This is a genomic window from Flavobacterium sp., from assembly GCF_039595935.1.
Lineage (GTDB): Bacteria > Bacteroidota > Bacteroidia > Flavobacteriales > Flavobacteriaceae > Flavobacterium.
In genome coordinates this window covers 529,428-544,583 of sequence record NZ_JBCNKR010000004.1, presented here as the reverse complement: position 1 = coordinate 544,583, position 15,156 = coordinate 529,428, and the positions used below count along the sequence as shown (strand labels likewise).

Here is a 15,156-nt window from a genome sequence, read left to right as displayed (position 1 = left end):
AAACCTCTGTACCTTTGTTACTCTGCATCTTTGCACCTAAAAATAAACCATTAAACTTTCATTAACAAAAAGTAAGATTTCATTCCTTTATATTTGTAAGGCACAAACTAATCCTAAAGCGTTGTACCTTATGAAAATTAAGCCTTTTTTCTATTTATTTCTATTTGGTTTTTTCTCGTTTTCGGCTTACAGTCAGAATGTAAAGCTGTTAAATATTAATCAGCTTAATGAAAGAATCAAAAATGGAAAAGACAGTACTTATGTAGTTAATTTTTGGGCAACCTGGTGCGCACCATGCATAAAAGAATTACCTCATTTTGAAAAACTTAGTGCTGAACATAAATCAGAGAAACTGGCTGTTTTATTGGTAAGTCTTGATTTTAAGTCAAAACTGACTTCTAATGTAGTTCCGTTTGTAAAAAGAAAAAACCTGAAAAACGAAGTATTTCTTTTAAACGAAAGCAGTCCGCAGGAATTTATCGACCGAATCGATCCAAACTGGTCAGGAAGTATTCCCGCAACGCTTTTTATAAAAGACGATAAACGAAAGTTTGTCGAAAGCGAATTTACCTATGAACAATTATTAACTGAATATAAAAAACTGTAAACCATGAAAAAAATAATCTTATTACTGATGCTGGCATTTTCTGCCTTTTTATCTCAGGCACAATCAGGCGCAACTCTTAAAGCCGGAGATACTGCACCGGATTTTAAATTGAAAAATGTAGACAATAAAGAAGTTTCTTTTGGAAGTTTTCCAAATGCCAAAGGATATATTGTTGTTTTTACCTGCAATACGTGTCCTTACGCTGTCGGTTATGAGCAGAGAATTATCGATTTAGATAAAAAATTCAGACCGCAGGGATATCCTGTAATTGCCATTAATCCAAATGATCCAGAAGCTTCTACGGCGGATACTTTTAATAAAATGCAGGATTTGGCAAAAGAAAAAAGTTACCCTTTCCCATATTTATTTGATGCAGGACAAAAAATTACAGACGAATACGGAGCAAAACGTACACCGCATGTTTTCATCGTTTCTAAATCTGCAAAAGGAAACGTAGTAGAATATGTTGGAGCAATCGATAACGATCCGGAAGGAACTAAAGCGGATAAAGTAAAATATGCCGAAGATGTAATCGCATCATTACAAAGAGGTCAAAAACCAGCCATAACGCAGACTAAAGAAATTGGCTGTACCGTAAAAAGAAAAGCGAAAGCTTAATTACCAGAATTTAATTTGTTAAAAACGCCTCATAATGAGGCGTTTTTTATTTATATATCGGCATTTATTTTCTGTTCGTTAAACTCTAATTCGGCAATGATTTGTCTTTTCATCGTGGTATAAATGTAATCTTTCGCCTCAGCATACGAAATATCATATTTACGAGGCATATCTTGTAAATGAACAGGAAATTCAGCCAGCAGTTTATCGTAATACATATTTAATTGTATTTCGTCGGGCATTTCAAATTTTAATTTAATTTGAAATCTTCTCAGTAAAGCGGTGTCTATACTGTTGTAAAAATTGGTAGCGCAAATCAATAAACTATCCGTTGGGAAATAATCAATTAACTGAATAATAGTATTTACCAGGCGTCGCATTTCGGCAACATCTTTATCATCGCTTTCGCGGCTTTTTCCGATTTGATCAAATTCATCCAGAAATAAAACTGCTTTTTCGCGAATCGCCTTGTCAAAAATGGTTTTTATATTTTTAGAAGTTTCGCCAATTTTGGCATTGATTAAAGTGCTGAGATTGATAATAACAATACATTTATTTAAAGCCGTTGCAATCGCTTTTGCTGTTGTAGTTTTCCCGCAGCCCGAATGTCCGTGAAGCAGAATTTTATTATCAACTTTAAGATTGTACTTTTTTAATTCCTCAATGTATTTGTGCTCTTTTATGGTCTGAATCAGAGCCGTTTTATTTTCTTCGCTGAAAAGCAGATCATCCAGCGCAATTTTTTCAGTATCATTAACAACCAGTTCGTACAGATTCATTTGAGATTTATTTGCTTTGCAAAATTAAGTTTTATTCTGCAATATTTTCATTCCAGATTTCTTTGCCTAAAAAACGGTTTCCAAAAATTGAAGTTCCTATTCTAACAATATTAGAACCTTCGGCTATAGCCAGTTCTAAATCCTGAGACATTCCCATTGATAGTTTTAAATCAGTTAAATTTTCAATTTTAGCGTCGTAAATTTCATCTCTAACTTTTCGAAGTAATTGAAGCGACGGACGCATTTTTTCTTTCTCAACATCTAACAAACCAATTGTCATTAACCCTTTGATTTTTAAAGTATCATATTTCCTGATTTCTTTAATAAACGGAATAACTTTAGTTGGAGAAAGGCCAAATTTACTTTCTTCAAAAGAAGTATTAACCTGAATAAAAACATCAATAGTCCGGTTTTCTTTTTGAAGCTGTTTGTGCAGTTCTTCTGCCAGACTTAATCGGTCTAAAGATTGAATGCAGCTCACATATTTTAAAACATCTTTGACTTTATTGGTCTGCAGATGGCCAATAAAATGCCTTTCGATATTCAAATCTTTTAATTCTGAATCCTTATCCCGAAATTCCTGCATTTTATTTTCGCCTATAAGCGTTTCTCCGGCTTCAATTGCAATTCGTATGCTGCCGGCAGGAACTGTTTTGGTTGCTAATAATAACTGAACATCAGAAACTTCTCTGCCTGAATTTTTACAAGCTTGTTCGATACGATCGTGAACCTGTTTTAAATTAAAAATAATATCCTCTTTCATATTACAAAGATATTGCTGATTTGGAACGTGTAAAAGATCCAGTTTTTTATATCTAAAGTAGTCCAGATATAGAATACAAACAGACCAGAAAATGCCCTAAAAAGACAAAACTGGATCAGTTGATGGTTAGGTATCCTGCCTAATTTTGTCTCGGCAATGAAGTCAAATTAAAATCAAATCAAGATGAGCAAATCAATTTTTTATCACGCAGGTTGTCCAGTTTGCGTAAGCGCAGAACATGACATTTTAAATTTAGTAAAAGATGTTGAAGTAGTACATCTTGGAGAAGACAGATCCCGAATTGCTGAAGCGCAAAAGGCTGGTTTAAAATCGGTTCCGGCTTTAGTAACTCCAAACGGAAATGTATTGCACATTAATTTTGGTGCTTCTATGGAAGAAGTGATTGGGTAAATGTATGTAGAATTCAAACTTTGTCAAAGTTTTAAACTTTGACAAAGTTGAATCATCAGAGAAAACAATAAACTAAAAACAATAAACTAATAATAATAAAAATGAAAGTAGCAGTATGGGATACTTATGTAACCCGAAAAGACGGTAAAATAATGCATTTTGATATTTTGGTCGATGAAAATACAGTCGACGCTAATCAGGTTTTTGAATACGGAAAAGAAGATCTTAAAACAGTTTTGCAGGAAGGTCAGCCTTTGACTTCTAAAGAATGTAGATTTTGTCATATTGATAAAGCTCCGGCTGATATTGAAAATCAAATTCTTAAAAACGGATTTTCGATTATTGAAATGGAAAATTGTTATTAATTTTTCGCATAGAATTATTAATTCGATAGGCTGAAAGTGTGGGGACTTTCAGTCTATTTTATTTATTTGAATCATGAAAAACATATTCGATTTAGAAACACAGAATAATAATCTGGACGGAAAAATCACGGCAGGTTTTGAACGCTTATCACAAGTTTTCAGGGTTTTGTTATGGGAAAAGGCTAAAAAATATGATTTGAGTCCGATACAGATTCAGCTTTTGATTTTTATAAAGCATCACACCAAAAACAGAGCAACCGTAAGTTATATGGCAAAAGAATTTAATTTAACCAAAGCCACGATTAGCGATACGATTAAAATTTTGGAACAAAAAAAATATATTTCAAAAACTGTAAATACTGCCGATTCCAGAAGTTATACAATGGAGTTGACAACAAAAGGATTGGAAATGGTTTTGTTGATTGAAGATTTTACAGATCCGCTGTTTGATTTAATATCGGTTAAATCTCAAAATGAGAAAACTATTTTGTGGAATACTGTTAGCTCACTAATTCAGCAGCTGCATGATTTACATGTTATAAATGTTCAGAGCACTTGCCATAATTGCGGTTATTTTGTACAGCAAAACGGAAATAATCATTGTAAATTATTAGCTGTAAAACTTGAAAACAGCGATATTAGACTGGATTGTCAGGATCATAAACCTGCCCGTTTATAAATATTTTGAAAGTGCCAAAATGCCTTCTTCCATTTGTTTTTCATTTAATGAAGCATAACCTAAACGCAGTCCTGAAACCGGATTTTCAAAACTAAATTTCTCAGGACTCATAATCTGAATTCCTTTTTTTAGTAATTCATTACAAACTTTTTGAAGATCAATTTCATTTTTTGGAACAATCCAAAATGCCAGACCGCCTTCTGGTTTTGTCAACATGATTTTATCTTTAAGATAGAGTTTGCAGAGACTTTCAAAATAATCTCTTTTAGCCTTATAAATAAGACTCGTTTTTTTGAGGTGTCGTTTTATTTTTCCTTCGTTAATAAGATTCAAAATAGCTTCTTCCATAATGTTGTCGCCCTGAACGTCGATTATTTTTCTGTGTCGGGCAATTTTCTCTATATTTTCAATAGAAGTTGCTAAATAACCTATACGCAAAGCCGGAGCCACAATTTTGCTCAAAGTACCAATGTAAACAAAGTTTTTGGCCTTACTGTAACTCGAAATAGGTAAAATAGGTCTTTGTCCAAAGTGGAATTCGTTATCGTAATCATCTTCAATAATCGTAAATCCGTATTGATTGGAAAGTTCAATAAGTTTCAATCTTTTCTTTAAACTCATAGTAACCGTAGTAGGAAACTGGTGGTGAGGCGTTACGTAAATTGCTTTTATATTCGAATGTTTTTTCAGATAAGATTCGACTTCGCCCAAATCTAAACCATCCGATTTTACATTTATCGGGAGTAATTTTGCTCCCGCATTTTCAAAAGCTTCCCAGGCTGGTTTATAACCCGGATTTTCAATCATAATAAAATCATCTTTAGAAAGCAGGCAATGCGCGGCTAAATACATCGCCATCTGGCTTCCGCGTGTAATGCAGATTTGGTCAGGAGAAACATTCATACCTCTTTTAAAATTCAGCATTTGAACAATAGCTTTTCTAAATTCAATATCACCAAGTTCTGAGCTGTAACCCATAATTTGCCTGCGGGATTTTCTGTTGAAGATTTCTCTGTAAGCACGTGCGAGATCATTCATAGGAGCAAGACTGCTGTCCGGAAGCCCGTCATCAAAAATAAGATGTGGTTTTATTTCTTTTGAAATAGTGTTTGTCTGCGGTTCGTTTTTCTTATCAGTAAACATTTCCGGCGAAACATCCGCCACAAAAGTTCCTTTTCGATCAATTGTAATCAGCCAGCCTTCAGCAATTAAAACATCGAGTGCTTCGATTACCGTATTTCGGTTTACCTGAAATAAACCTGCCAGTTGTCTGCTTCCGGGCAAAGCATTTCCACTGGATAATTTACCGGATTTAACTGCCTGAATAATAGCATCGGCAATTTGCAGATAAAGAGGTTTATCGCAATTTTTATCTAGCTGAATTTCGAACTGCCAAGGTCGTAACATCTGGACTATCTTGTTTTATTTAAAAGAAAATAATTTGATAGTCCAATTTTACAATATTTATGCTAAGTAAAAAGTAAAAAGTTAGATGTAAAAAGTTGTAAATTGATATTTATAACTATCTGATTTGACTGAAAACTAAACCTTATTAGCCAGAAGTTCTGTCAAAAGAATGTTTATATTAATCGAAGCACAGGCAATTCCTTCATCGGCGGCACCGTAATAAATATAAAGTTCTTCGTCGTCTAAAACTGTTCCGGTTGGAAAACAAACATAATTGACATAACCTTTTAATTCCCAAGGCTGATCCGGAATAAATAAAGGATAAGGCAGTCTGGCGATTTCTTTTGTTGGATCGTCAATATCCAGAAGCGCTGCACAAGCCACATACATATAACCGTTTATAGTGTCGTGAACGCCATGATAAATTAAAAGCCAGCCATGTTCAGTTTCTATTGGAGGAGCACCATTTCCGAGATAACTCAATTCGTGTGTGAATTTTGGATCGAGTACAATATGATTTTTAAAATCGAGCATATAATTTTTCCAATAATCCGAATTTAATTCTGCAAGATGATGAACTGAAGCAATCTGAATTCCGGGACGAATTCTATGCAGAAAATGAAGTTTTCCGTTTATTTTTCTTGGAAAGAAAACAACATTTTTGTCCCAAACATAACTACTTCCGGTACTTGGCTGAAAGTATTTTATATTTAAATCCTGCTGATTTTTTATAAGCGAACGCAATTCATCACCAGATAATTGCGGAACGACAATACCGTGTTTCGTGAAAGTTTTTAGATCAGATGAAGTAGCCACACATCCAAATGCATTTTCGCCGTCATAACCGCAGTAAGAGAGATAATACAGATCGTCTATTTTTACAATTCTGGGATCTTCAACTCCGTATTTTTCATTGGGAGTTTCGGGAACTATAACTGGATATTGGTATCGCTCTTCGATAGTTAACGGATCAGAAAGCCTGCAATAACCAATTGTAGAATGATTTCCTAAAGCAACGGCTCTGTAAAAAATATGAATTTTTCCGTCTTCGGCAATAACGGCCGGATTTAGAACGCCTTCAAATTCAAAATCCAATTCCGTTTTAGTGATAATTAGTCCATGTTTATGTATCATAAGGCAATTTTTTTTAGATCATTCTTATAAAATTAATGAAATCGATAATCACCTCATTTACATAACATTTTGATTTTCTTTCATAATTAAAATAAAAAAAGCCTGTAAAGAATTACAAGCTTTTTAGTTTTTTCATGAAGATAGGAAAAACTTCGTTTAACTCCTCAAATAAAGGATTATTTCGGTGTTTAAGTTTGATCTCGCTGAACAATTTTAAGCCTATGGCAAATTGTGTAGCTTCAGATGCATTTTCAAATATGTTTTTGTCTTTTATTCTCTGGATAATTCCAAAAATTTCGTCGTGATTATCAAATTCAATTCCCAGTTCTTTTGCTGGCTGGGTGTCGCCGTTTGCGTATTCTTTTAAACTTAGGGTTAAATAATATTTGTTGGATCTTTTTTGCATGATACTAAAATTTTCAATTCTACTTTAACCATTTGTCCACAATGGTTTTAAACGTTTCTTTATATTGTTCGCCAACCGTAATTTCTGTTTTTCCTATAAAAATAGAGTTCTTGGTAATGGCATTTATTTTTTCCAGCGAAACAATAAACGAGCGGTGTATTCTCATAAATTTTGATGACGGCATTTTTTCTTCAAGCGCTTTTAAAGAAATCAAAGAAAGAAGTGCCTTTTGCGAATCATCTAAATGAACTTTTACATAATCTTTTAAACTTTCTATGTATAAAATATCTTTAAAAGAAATTCTAACCCATTGATATTCTACTTTTAAAAAGATAAATTCATCGTCTGCACTAACAGAATGATGGTTGTTGTTTGAAGCTTCTTCTGTTAACTGCATTACTTTATTGGCAGCACGCAAAAACTCTTCGTAGCTAAAAGGTTTTAAAAGATAATCTACGGCATTAACCTTATAACCTTCAATTGCATAATGATTGTAAGCGGTCGTAAAAACAATTTTTGGAACCTGTCCCGGCTGTTCCTGCAAAAGCCTTGCAAGTTCCATTCCGGTTAAATTGGGCATATTGATATCCAGAAAAACCAAATCAGGCTGTTTTTCCCTAATTAAACTCATAGCTTCAACCGCATTGTCGCAGCTTGCCGTGAGCTGTAAAAAAGGCGTCTGCTCAATAAAGGTTTCGACCAGTTTTAATGCGAGAGGTTCATCGTCTACTGCTATACATCTTAATTGTGTCATTATTCTAAGTTTATTTGCAGTTTTACATTGTACATTCCATTTTCGGCAATTCCGGCTTTTAGCGAATGTTTATTCGGATAAATTAAATGCAGTCTGCGTTTGGTATTTGTTAATCCAATGCCGCCTTCATCTGTATTTGATGTTTTTTCGAAATAGGTATTTTCAACTTCAAATTCGAGATTGCTTCCGTCTTGTCTCAGTTTAATATGAATTTCGCTTTTGTCTGTAGCGTGAATTCCGTGTTTAAAAGCATTTTCTACTAAAGGTAGTAATAACATCGGAACAATTGGATAATCGTGTATTTTTTCTGGAATATCAGTTGTAATGGTCAGTTTTTTATTGGCACGAAGTTTCATCAAAGCGATAAAATCTCTCATAAATTCGGCCTCTTTCAGCAAGGTTGTTTCTTCTGTGCTGTAAAGTAAATAACGCATCATTCTGCTCAGCGTATGAAGTGCATTTCTTGAATCTTCAATATCGGTATACGTTAAAGAATAAATACTGTTTAAAGAATTAAAGAAAAAATGCGGATTAATCTGCGCCTTTAGCATTGCTAATTCTGCAACGGTTTTATCCTGTTCCAGTTTCTGTTTGTGCTGTGCGGCTTTCTGCCAATATTGTAACATCGCCCAGCTCGTACTGATTCCTAAAACCAGTAAAGTGAGCATTAAAACATAATTGTCAAAATACGGATTTCGATATTTTTTAAATCCTAAAACCAAGCTGACTTTTGTATGAAGATCAGTTTGCGAAGTATAGAAATACGCAATAAGCTGCATCACAAAAGCGATTATAAATACCCACATTAAAAACGGAGAAGTATTGTCTTTAAAAATGGTTTTTGGAACTATAATTTTAGCATTAGAATAAAAAATAATAATAAGCAGAAACAAAATAATCATCTGCCAAAGCCAGAACACGCCCGGAAGCACGACGTTCCATGTTATTGGTATGTAAAACAGCATAATAAAGCCTAATAATAACCAGCTTAAAATGTGCAGTCCGGTAAATAAATAAGGTCTGTTTAAGTAAGATGCCATTGATTTTTGTAGTTTTTAAAAGGCAATATTACAGTTTATTTGCATGTAATTTTGAAGCAATCGCTAAAAATAGATTTACACTCCCTAAAAACCATTTTAGAGCCGATGAGTTAGTAATTAAACACTTGTTTAATTTTTATATAAAGCCCATCGTGTCTGAGATTATATTTGTCGATTCTCTTTTGGTCTTCGTCTATTTGAAAATTTTTGCTTGCGATATTTTATTTCTTTTGTCTGCATATAATCGATAATTACATATTATTTCAAATGAATAAGCAATCATTTTTAAGCATTCTCGCAGCATCAGTTATTATCGCATCTTGCGGTAAAAATGATAAATCGGCTCAGGCCGGAGGTGCACCGCAGGTTAAAGAATATAAAACACTGACTTTACAGCCAGAATCGGCTACTTTAAACAGCGATTATCCGGCGAGTATTCAGGGACAGCAAAACATAGAAATCCGACCAAGAGTCGAAGGATATATCGATAAAATTTTTGTAGATGAAGGAGCGGTTGTAAAAGCCGGACAGCCTTTATTTAAAATCAGCGCTCCGGAATACGAGCAGCAAGTAAGAACAGCAACAGCAAGCATTAAAAGTGCACAGGCAGATGTAAGTTCAGCAAAACTGGCAGTGAATAAAGTAAAACCTTTGGTTGAAAAAGGAATTATCAGCAAATACGATTTAGAATCGGCACAATATACTTATGAATCTGCTTTAGCTTCTCTAGCTCAGGCAAATGCAGCTTTGGTAAATGCTAAAACTAATTTGGGTTATACAACCGTTACAAGTCCGGTTAGCGGAGTTGTGGGATCGATTCCGTTTCGTTTAGGAAGTTTGGTAAGTTCGAATACAGCCGAACCTTTAACAACCGTTTCGAGTATAGGTAATGTATATGCTTATTTTGCTTTAAATGAAAAAGCACTTTTGAATTTTACAAAAGATGCTGGAGCTTCATTAAACCAAAAAGTTAAGAGTATGCCGGCAGTTTCTTTGGTACTTTCTGATGGTACAACGTATGACGAAAAAGGGCATATCGAAACCGTAAATGGATTAATTAACACTGAAACCGGTACGGTAAATGTGAGAGCCCGTTTCCCAAATTCAAAAGGAATTATCAGAAGCGGAAGCAGTACTACAGTTCGTATTCCAAAAGAAGTTAAAGACGGAATAATTATTCCTCAAAGTGCCACATTCGAACTTCAGGATAAAATTTTTGCTGTAGTTATAGGGAAAGACGGCAAAACGAAAAATGTTAACATCACAGTACTTGAAAATACTACTAATAATTTTTATGTGGTAACAAGCGGTTTAAATGCTGGAGATGAAATAGTATTAGAAGGTGTTGCTTCTTTAAAAGAAGGAAGTGAGATTAAGGCTAAAAATCAAAATGCAGAAACTATATACGCCGATTTAAAATAAAAGCCAATGTTTAAAAAATTTATACAAAGACCTGTACTCTCAACGGTAATATCTGTTATTATCGTTATTTTAGGTGTTTTAGGCCTAATTGAGTTACCGATTTCTCAATATCCGGATATTGCGCCGCCAACGGTAAACGTTTCGGCAAGTTATACGGGAGCCAATGCGGATGTGGTACTTAAAAGTATCGTAATTCCGCTTGAAGAACAAATCAACGGTGTAGAAAACATGACTTACATGACTTCTACAGCAACCAATGACGGAAATGCTTCAATCAAAATTTTCTTTAAAGTAGGGACAAATCCTGATTTAGCAGCCGTAAACGTTCAGAACAGGGTTTCGAGAGCAACAAGTTTACTACCGGTAGAGGTAACTCAGGCCGGGGTTACAGTTACGAAAAGCCAAAGTAGTAACTTATTGATTTTCTCTTTATATAGTGAAGATAAAGCCTACGATCAGACATTTCTTCAAAATTATGCGAAGATTAACCTTGTACCGCAAATTCAGCGTGTAGTTGGGGTAGGAGATGTAACCGTTTTTGGTGCCAAAGATTATTCGATGAGAATCTGGCTGAAACCGGACGTTATGCAGCAATACAAACTGATTCCGAGTGATATTTCGGCTGCTTTGGCAGAGCAGAATATCGAAGCAGCGCCGGGTAAATTTGGTGAAAACGGAAATCAGGCATTTCAATATGTAATTAAATATAAAGGACGTTTAACAAGCGCTCAGGAATTTGAAAATATTGTTATAAAATCAGTTGGAAACGGGCAGATGCTCCGCCTTAAAGATGTGGCTAAAGTTGAGTTAGGATCTTTAAGTTATGCTTCAACCATTAAAACAAACGGTGTAGAATCTGCAGCTATGGCTATTAGCCAGACTCCGGGATCAAATGCACGTGATGTAATTATCAATTCTAAAAAACTGGTTGAAGAAGCTGCAAAAAGTTTTCCAAAAGGAGTAAAATATACGATTCTGGTTGACGTTAACGAAAACTTAGATGCCTCAATTGAAAAAGTAATTCATACTTTGATCGAAGCTTTTATCTTAGTTTTCATCGTAGTATTTATTTTTCTTCAGGATTTTAGATCTACTTTAATTCCGGCTATTGCGGTTCCGGTTGCGATTGTGGGAACATTTTTCTTTCTGAGTTTATTTGGGTTTACGATTAACTTATTGACGCTTTTTGCAATGGTACTCGCCATTGGTATTGTGGTCGATGATGCGATTGTAGTTGTTGAGGCCGTTCACGCTAAACTCGATCACGGATATAAATCGGCCAAGAAAGCCACAATTCATGCCATGGATGAAATTTCGGGAGCGATTATTTCGATTACTTTGGTAATGGCCGCGGTATTTATTCCAGTAACATTTATTAACGGTTCGACTGGGGTTTTCTACAAGCAATTTGGAATTACACTCGCTGTTGCGATTATTCTTTCGGCAGTAAACGCCTTGACATTGAGTCCGGCTTTATGTGCCCTTTTATTGAAACCACATGCAGACGATCATAAACATAAAAGTTATTTACAGCGTTTTTACACATCATTTAACGTTGCATTTGATAATGTAACTGAAAGGTACAAACGTTCGGTTAAGTTTCTTTCTGTAAAAAAATGGATTGCTTTAGCTTCAATCATAATTGCTGGAACAGCTTTAGTTTATATGATGAAAACAACGCCTTCAGCTTTCGTACCTGCGGAAGATCAGGGAACTGTTTTTGCCAATATAAGTTTACCGCCATCAGCTTCTATGGAGCGTTCTGATATAATTGCAAAACGAGTAGACAGTATTGCGAAAACCATTCCGGGAGTTAAAAATACACTTCGTATCGTTGGACAAAACTTTACAGCAGGTGCGGGAAGTGCATATAGTATGGTTATTGTAAAATTAAAACCTTGGGATGAACGTGATTTAAGTGTTGATGATGTAATAGGCCAGCTTTTTGCTAAAACTAGCGGCATTCGCGAAGCAAGTATTTTCTTTATTTCACCTCCAACCATTCAGGGATTTGGGCAAAGTGGTGGATTCGAATTCCAATTGCAGGATAAAGGTGGACATACAACTGCTGAATTCTATAAAGTAAATAATGAATTCCTTGCAAAACTGGCAGAACGTCCGGAAATTCAATACGCGACAACGCCGTTTAATCCCGGATTCCCTCAGTATATGATGGATATTAATTTAGCGAAAGCGAAAGATGCAGGAGTTTCTGTAAATACGATTTTATCAACGATGCAGGGATATTACGGCGGATTGTACGCATCAAATTTCAACAAATTTGGAAAACAATATCGTGTTATGGTTCAGGCTTCTCCGGAGTTTAGAGCAAATACTGAAGGATTGAACAAAATTTTCGTTCGTAATAGCGCAGGAAATATGGCACCGATTACAGAGTTTGTAAAAATGACAAGAGTTTTTGGACCAGAATCTATTTCGAGATTTAACTTATTTACGTCAATTTCGATTACAGGAGCACCAAAACCGGGTTATAGTTCAGGAGATGCTATTAAAGCGATTCAGGAAGTGGCGGCAGAAAATCTACCTGCTGGTTATGGCTATGAATTTTCAGGTTTAACACGTGAGGAATTAGCATCGGGAAGTGAGACAATTTTCATTTTTATCTTGTGTTTGGTATTCGTTTATTTCTTGTTAAGTGCGCAGTACGAAAGTTATATTTTGCCATTCGCAGTATTATTATCAATTCCGTTTGGATTAGCCGGAGCGTATTTATTCTCGATTATTTTCAAACTGAACAGTAATATTTATCTGCAGATTTCTCTAATTATGCTTATCGGACTTTTGGCGAAGAACGGTATTTTGATTGTCGAATTTGCTTTGGACAGAAGACGAAAAGGGCTGCCGGTTGTACAAGCTGCAATTGAAGGAGCAGTAGCACGTTTACGACCAATTTTGATGACTTCGTTTGCTTTTATTCTGGGATTGGTTCCGCTGATGTTCGCGTCTGGAGCCGGTGCAGTTGGTAACAAATCGATTGGTACAGGAGCTGTAGGAGGTATGTTAATCGGAACTATTTTAGGAGTATTTGTAATTCCGATTCTGTTTATCATCTTCCAGAATTTACAGGAAAAAATCAGCGGTCCGGCAAAAGATGGTTATGATGACGAAGACGATGATGATGAAATTCAGTTAATAGAAGCTCACAAAGAGTAAATTTTAATTTAAGACAGAGATGACTAATAGTTCAAATAAATATATTTTACTGGTAATGACGGCCGTACTTTTGAGTGCGTGCTCCGTTACCAAAAAATACGAACGTCCCACAACCTTAAAAACAGATCAGCTGTATCGCGATCAGGCTTCTGCCGATACGACTACGATTGCTGATATGCCCTGGCAGAGTGTTTTTAAAGATGAAAAGCTAAATGCATTAATTCAGAAAGGATTACAAAATAATCTTAATTTGAAAAATGCCATTGAAAATATTATACAAGCGCAAGCTTCACTTCGCCAAAGTAAATTAGCGTATTACCCAACTTTACAGCTGGATGCCAGTGCAACACATACGAAACAATCAGAAGCTGGACTTAACTTTCCTGCGGGAATCAACATCAATACCTTAACGACTACTTATAAATTAGGTTTAAGTACTTCGTGGGAAGCAGATATCTGGGGAAAACTCAGCAGTTCTAAAAGAGCAGCTTTAGCTTCATATTTGGCAACTGATGCTGCTAAACAAGCTATTCAAACACAATTGATTTCGGATATTGCCAATAATTATTTTGCATTGCTGGCTTATGATAAATCGTTACAAATCACTCAAAAAACCTTGGAAAGCCGTATTAAAAATGTTGAAACAATTAAGGCTTTAAAAGAAGGCGCAATTGTAACAGGTGCAGCGGTTGTACAAAGTGAAGCCAATCAGCATGCGGCAGAAGTTTTGATTCCGGATTTAAAACAAAGCATTCGCGAAACAGAAAATGCTTTGAATATTTTATTAGGACAAGGTCCCGGACCAATTGACAGAGGCGAATTAGGAACGCAGGTTATTCCTGAAAATATAGCCATTGGAGTACCTTCGCAGTTATTAGAAAATCGTCCGGATGTTCGCCAGGCTGAATTTAATTTCAGAGTTGCATTTGAATCTACTAATTTGGCTAAAACGTATTTTTATCCAAGTTTAACCCTTACGGCAAGCGGCGGTTTTTCGAATTTAGAATTGAAAGATTTTTTCAGTAATTCTATTTTTTATTCAATTATTGGAGGATTAACGCAGCCAATTTTTAATCAAGGAAGAAACAAATTACGATTAACAACAGCGCAGTCACAGCAATTGCAGGCTTATAATAACTTTCAGCAGAGCCTTTTAACAGCGGGTCAGGAAGTTTCTAATGCTTTGTATTCGTACCAAATGGCTGTTGAAAAAGAAGATTCAAGACAAAAACAAATTGAAGCGCTTGAAAAAGCAGTCGATTTTACACAGCAGCTTTTAGAATATAGTTCGGCAACAAATTATACAGACGTATTAACTTCTGAACAAAACCTTTTAGCAGCACAATTAAGCGGCATTAACGATAATCTGCAAAAATTACAAGCTGTTGTTAATTTATACCGAGCTTTAGGCGGAGGCTGGAAATAAAATGTTTTACGTTCAATAATTTACGCTGGTCGTCTGAAACATGACTTTGGTCTAAAAGATGATTCATTGTAAAAAAAAAGAGTATATTTTTGATTGGTTAAAAATATTAGTACACGCCTTATAATTAAATGTAAACATGACGAAAACGCCTCAGAAATGGGGCGTTTTTTA

Annotated in this window: 15 protein-coding genes; 8 read left to right on the top strand and 7 right to left on the bottom strand. The window is 35.1% G+C overall.

Annotation, left to right across the window (positions count from 1 at the left end; all coding sequences use genetic code 11):
* The first annotated feature begins 130 nt into the window (after nucleotides 1-130).
* Both ABDW27_RS02540 and ABDW27_RS02535 read left to right on the top strand, forming a co-directional pair.
* Nucleotides 131-607 carry a TlpA disulfide reductase family protein gene (locus ABDW27_RS02540; protein WP_343694487.1) on the top strand — a complete coding sequence of 159 codons (477 nt, stop codon included), beginning with the start codon at nucleotides 131-133 and terminating at the stop codon, nucleotides 605-607.
* Between the two features lie 3 nt (nucleotides 608-610).
* Nucleotides 611-1,225, top strand: a complete 615-nt coding sequence (locus ABDW27_RS02535) for a thioredoxin family protein (RefSeq protein WP_343694486.1) — start codon at nucleotides 611-613, stop codon at nucleotides 1,223-1,225.
* A 50-nt stretch (nucleotides 1,226-1,275) separates the two neighbouring features.
* On the opposite strand, the gene ABDW27_RS02530 is transcribed toward ABDW27_RS02535, so the two are convergent.
* Nucleotides 1,276-2,004: an ATP-binding protein gene (locus ABDW27_RS02530; protein WP_343694485.1), complete on the bottom strand. Its 729-nt coding sequence runs from the start codon at nucleotides 2,002-2,004 to the stop codon at nucleotides 1,276-1,278.
* Nucleotides 2,005-2,035: 31 nt separating this feature from the next.
* On the bottom strand, nucleotides 2,036-2,767 hold the full coding sequence (locus tag ABDW27_RS02525; RefSeq protein WP_343694484.1) for a YggS family pyridoxal phosphate-dependent enzyme: 732 nt from the start codon (nucleotides 2,765-2,767) through the stop codon (nucleotides 2,036-2,038).
* A 183-nt stretch (nucleotides 2,768-2,950) separates the two neighbouring features.
* Between ABDW27_RS02525 and ABDW27_RS02520 the strand changes: the two genes are divergently transcribed.
* From ABDW27_RS02520 to ABDW27_RS02510, 3 genes are all read left to right on the top strand, one after another.
* The gene (locus ABDW27_RS02520; RefSeq protein ID WP_343694483.1) at nucleotides 2,951-3,178 is read left to right on the top strand and encodes a thioredoxin family protein; all 228 of its coding nucleotides are present in this window, start codon (nucleotides 2,951-2,953) and stop codon (nucleotides 3,176-3,178) included.
* Nucleotides 3,179-3,279: 101 nt separating this feature from the next.
* Entirely contained in the window at nucleotides 3,280-3,543 is a 264-nt protein-coding gene (locus ABDW27_RS02515) for a DUF2024 family protein (RefSeq protein WP_343694482.1), read from the top strand.
* Nucleotides 3,544-3,616: 73 nt separating this feature from the next.
* The gene (locus ABDW27_RS02510; protein WP_343694481.1) at nucleotides 3,617-4,222 is read left to right on the top strand and encodes a MarR family winged helix-turn-helix transcriptional regulator; all 606 of its coding nucleotides are present in this window, start codon (nucleotides 3,617-3,619) and stop codon (nucleotides 4,220-4,222) included.
* Here ABDW27_RS02510 and ABDW27_RS02505 read toward each other — a convergent pair.
* The 5 genes from ABDW27_RS02505 to ABDW27_RS02485 all read right to left on the bottom strand — a co-directional run bounded on the left by ABDW27_RS02505 (nucleotide 4,217) and on the right by ABDW27_RS02485 (nucleotide 8,963).
* A complete protein-coding gene (locus tag ABDW27_RS02505; protein ID WP_343694480.1) occupies nucleotides 4,217-5,629 on the bottom strand; it encodes a PLP-dependent aminotransferase family protein in 1,413 nt (470 codons plus the stop codon). The two genes, ABDW27_RS02510 and ABDW27_RS02505, sit on opposite strands and share 6 nt — an antisense overlap.
* Before the next feature lie 135 nt (nucleotides 5,630-5,764).
* Nucleotides 5,765-6,763, bottom strand: a complete 999-nt coding sequence (locus ABDW27_RS02500) for a pesticidal protein Cry7Aa (RefSeq protein WP_343694479.1) — start codon at nucleotides 6,761-6,763, stop codon at nucleotides 5,765-5,767.
* A gap of 112 nt (nucleotides 6,764-6,875) precedes the next feature.
* Entirely contained in the window at nucleotides 6,876-7,169 is a 294-nt protein-coding gene (locus ABDW27_RS02495) for a DUF3861 domain-containing protein (RefSeq protein ID WP_343694478.1), read from the bottom strand.
* Between the two features lie 19 nt (nucleotides 7,170-7,188).
* Complete coding sequence (locus ABDW27_RS02490) at nucleotides 7,189-7,923, bottom strand: LytTR family DNA-binding domain-containing protein (protein ID WP_343694477.1); 735 nt, start codon at nucleotides 7,921-7,923, stop codon at nucleotides 7,189-7,191.
* Nucleotides 7,923-8,963, bottom strand: a complete 1,041-nt coding sequence (locus ABDW27_RS02485) for a histidine kinase (RefSeq protein WP_343694476.1) — start codon at nucleotides 8,961-8,963, stop codon at nucleotides 7,923-7,925. Before ABDW27_RS02485 ends, ABDW27_RS02490 begins: the two co-directional genes overlap by 1 nt.
* 267 nt (nucleotides 8,964-9,230) lie before the next feature.
* On the opposite strand from ABDW27_RS02485, the gene ABDW27_RS02480 reads away from it, so the two are divergent.
* Genes ABDW27_RS02480 through ABDW27_RS02470 form a run of 3 tightly spaced genes read left to right on the top strand, consistent with a single transcriptional unit; the run spans nucleotide 9,231 to nucleotide 14,985 of the window.
* Nucleotides 9,231-10,385: an efflux RND transporter periplasmic adaptor subunit gene (locus tag ABDW27_RS02480; RefSeq protein WP_343694475.1), complete on the top strand. Its 1,155-nt coding sequence runs from the start codon at nucleotides 9,231-9,233 to the stop codon at nucleotides 10,383-10,385.
* Nucleotides 10,386-10,391: 6 nt separating this feature from the next.
* Nucleotides 10,392-13,559, top strand: coding sequence for an efflux RND transporter permease subunit (locus ABDW27_RS02475; RefSeq protein WP_343694474.1), 3,168 nt, complete (start codon nucleotides 10,392-10,394; stop codon nucleotides 13,557-13,559).
* Nucleotides 13,560-13,578: 19 nt separating this feature from the next.
* Entirely contained in the window at nucleotides 13,579-14,985 is a 1,407-nt protein-coding gene (locus ABDW27_RS02470; RefSeq protein WP_343694473.1) for an efflux transporter outer membrane subunit, read from the top strand.
* Nucleotides 14,986-15,156 lie beyond the last annotated feature (171 nt).